A 1,463-nucleotide genomic window follows, 5' to 3' on the forward strand; every position below is an offset into this window, starting at 1 on the left:
GCACTGGAGCAAGCCAGTTTTTAAACAGATATTTAGTTATGGAATGAAGTTTCAATTTATTTCATTAGCTGCCATGTTAAATGAACCCATCACCAAAATTTTGCTTGGAAAATTTGGGGGAATGGCTTTTGTAGGTTATTATGAAATGGCGAACAGGCTTATTATGCAAGCCCGTGGAGTTATTGTTAGTGGCACACAAAGTTTAGTGCCTGTGATGGTTAATTTGTCAAAGAATGTAAAGGATGTGCAAGTTTTCTATAAAAAGATCTTTTCAAATGTAGTATTTTTTGCACTAACAGCCATGTGCATAATTGTTTTAGGGGGGCATTTAATATCCTTTTACTGGATAGGGCACGTACAGCCGATTTTTTACTTTACAATATTTATTTTAGCCATAAGTACACTGATAAATTTAATTATTGGACCGGCATATTTCTTTTACATGGCCGAAGGGAGGCTTAATGTGCTTATTAAGCTCCATTTAATTTTGGGTGTTAGTAATGCTGTATTTGCATTTATCCTGGGGTATTTTTGGGGTGGTAATGGTGTTGTATATGGTTGGTTTTGCGCGATAGTATTATCATCAATGTATCTCTTAAATGTTTTTAATAAATCTTTTTCATTAAGTTATCAGGATCTGTTTGAGTATAAAAATGTAATATATTCAGTACTTATGATTTTTTTGGTTTTGTTAAACAGCTTACATGTTATAAAAGGTGATTTTAGAATAATTGATTCAGCTTTTTTAGCGATAGCCATGATACTGCCAATGGCAATGGTAATAAGTAAAAAAGTTGAGTTGTTTTAAGAGTTAAAGGTATTATGTTATTATTTAATAAAAACATCATTTAGAATATTATGGATTTTACAATTTTGAAAAGCTGTGTTTTGTGCGAAAAGGAACAACTACAGAATATTTATAAAACGCACGACAGGCATTATGGAATAAAAGGCGAATTCACCATTGATAAATGTGGAAACTGCGGGCTGGTTTTTTTAAATCCTATGCCATCTGATAAGCATCTAACAAGTTTGTATCCCAAAACATATTATTCATATCAGGATTTTTATGAGAAGGATCAGTCAGTTATCAGAAGGATATTTAAAAAATACATCATAAATATTGGTACGTTAGATCCTGTTTTTAGTCAGCCGGGAAAAATTTTAGATATAGGATGTGGAAGTGGGAAATTTCTGTACGGTATGAAAAAAAAGGGCTGGCAGGTATACGGAGTTGAGGTAAATGAAAACGCGGCCGAGGTTGGTAATGAAGTTGAACAATTAAATATACATCCTGGTGACCTATTAAGTTCAAAATTCGATTCGGACTTTTTTGACTACATAAGATCGAATCACTCCTTTGAACATATAACAACCCCTGAGCCGGTTTTGGATGAGGTTCATCGTGTTTTAAAAAAAGATGGTAAACTTTTAATTGGGGTACCTAATATCGAAAGCTTCAA

The 1,463-nt window shown here is 33.0% G+C and carries 2 protein-coding genes; both read left to right on the top strand.

All coding sequences use genetic code 11. The features are described 5' to 3' along the window. On the top strand, positions 1–808 hold an 808-nt coding region (locus AC1DRQ_RS31515; RefSeq protein WP_477430085.1), incomplete at its 5' end, for an oligosaccharide flippase family protein. 50 nt (positions 809–858) lie between these two features. After that, a partial coding sequence (locus AC1DRQ_RS31520) for a class I SAM-dependent methyltransferase (RefSeq protein WP_477430087.1) occupies positions 859–1,463 on the top strand: 605 nt, incomplete at its 3' end.

Source organism: Mucilaginibacter sp. P4_E8, from assembly GCF_056401495.1.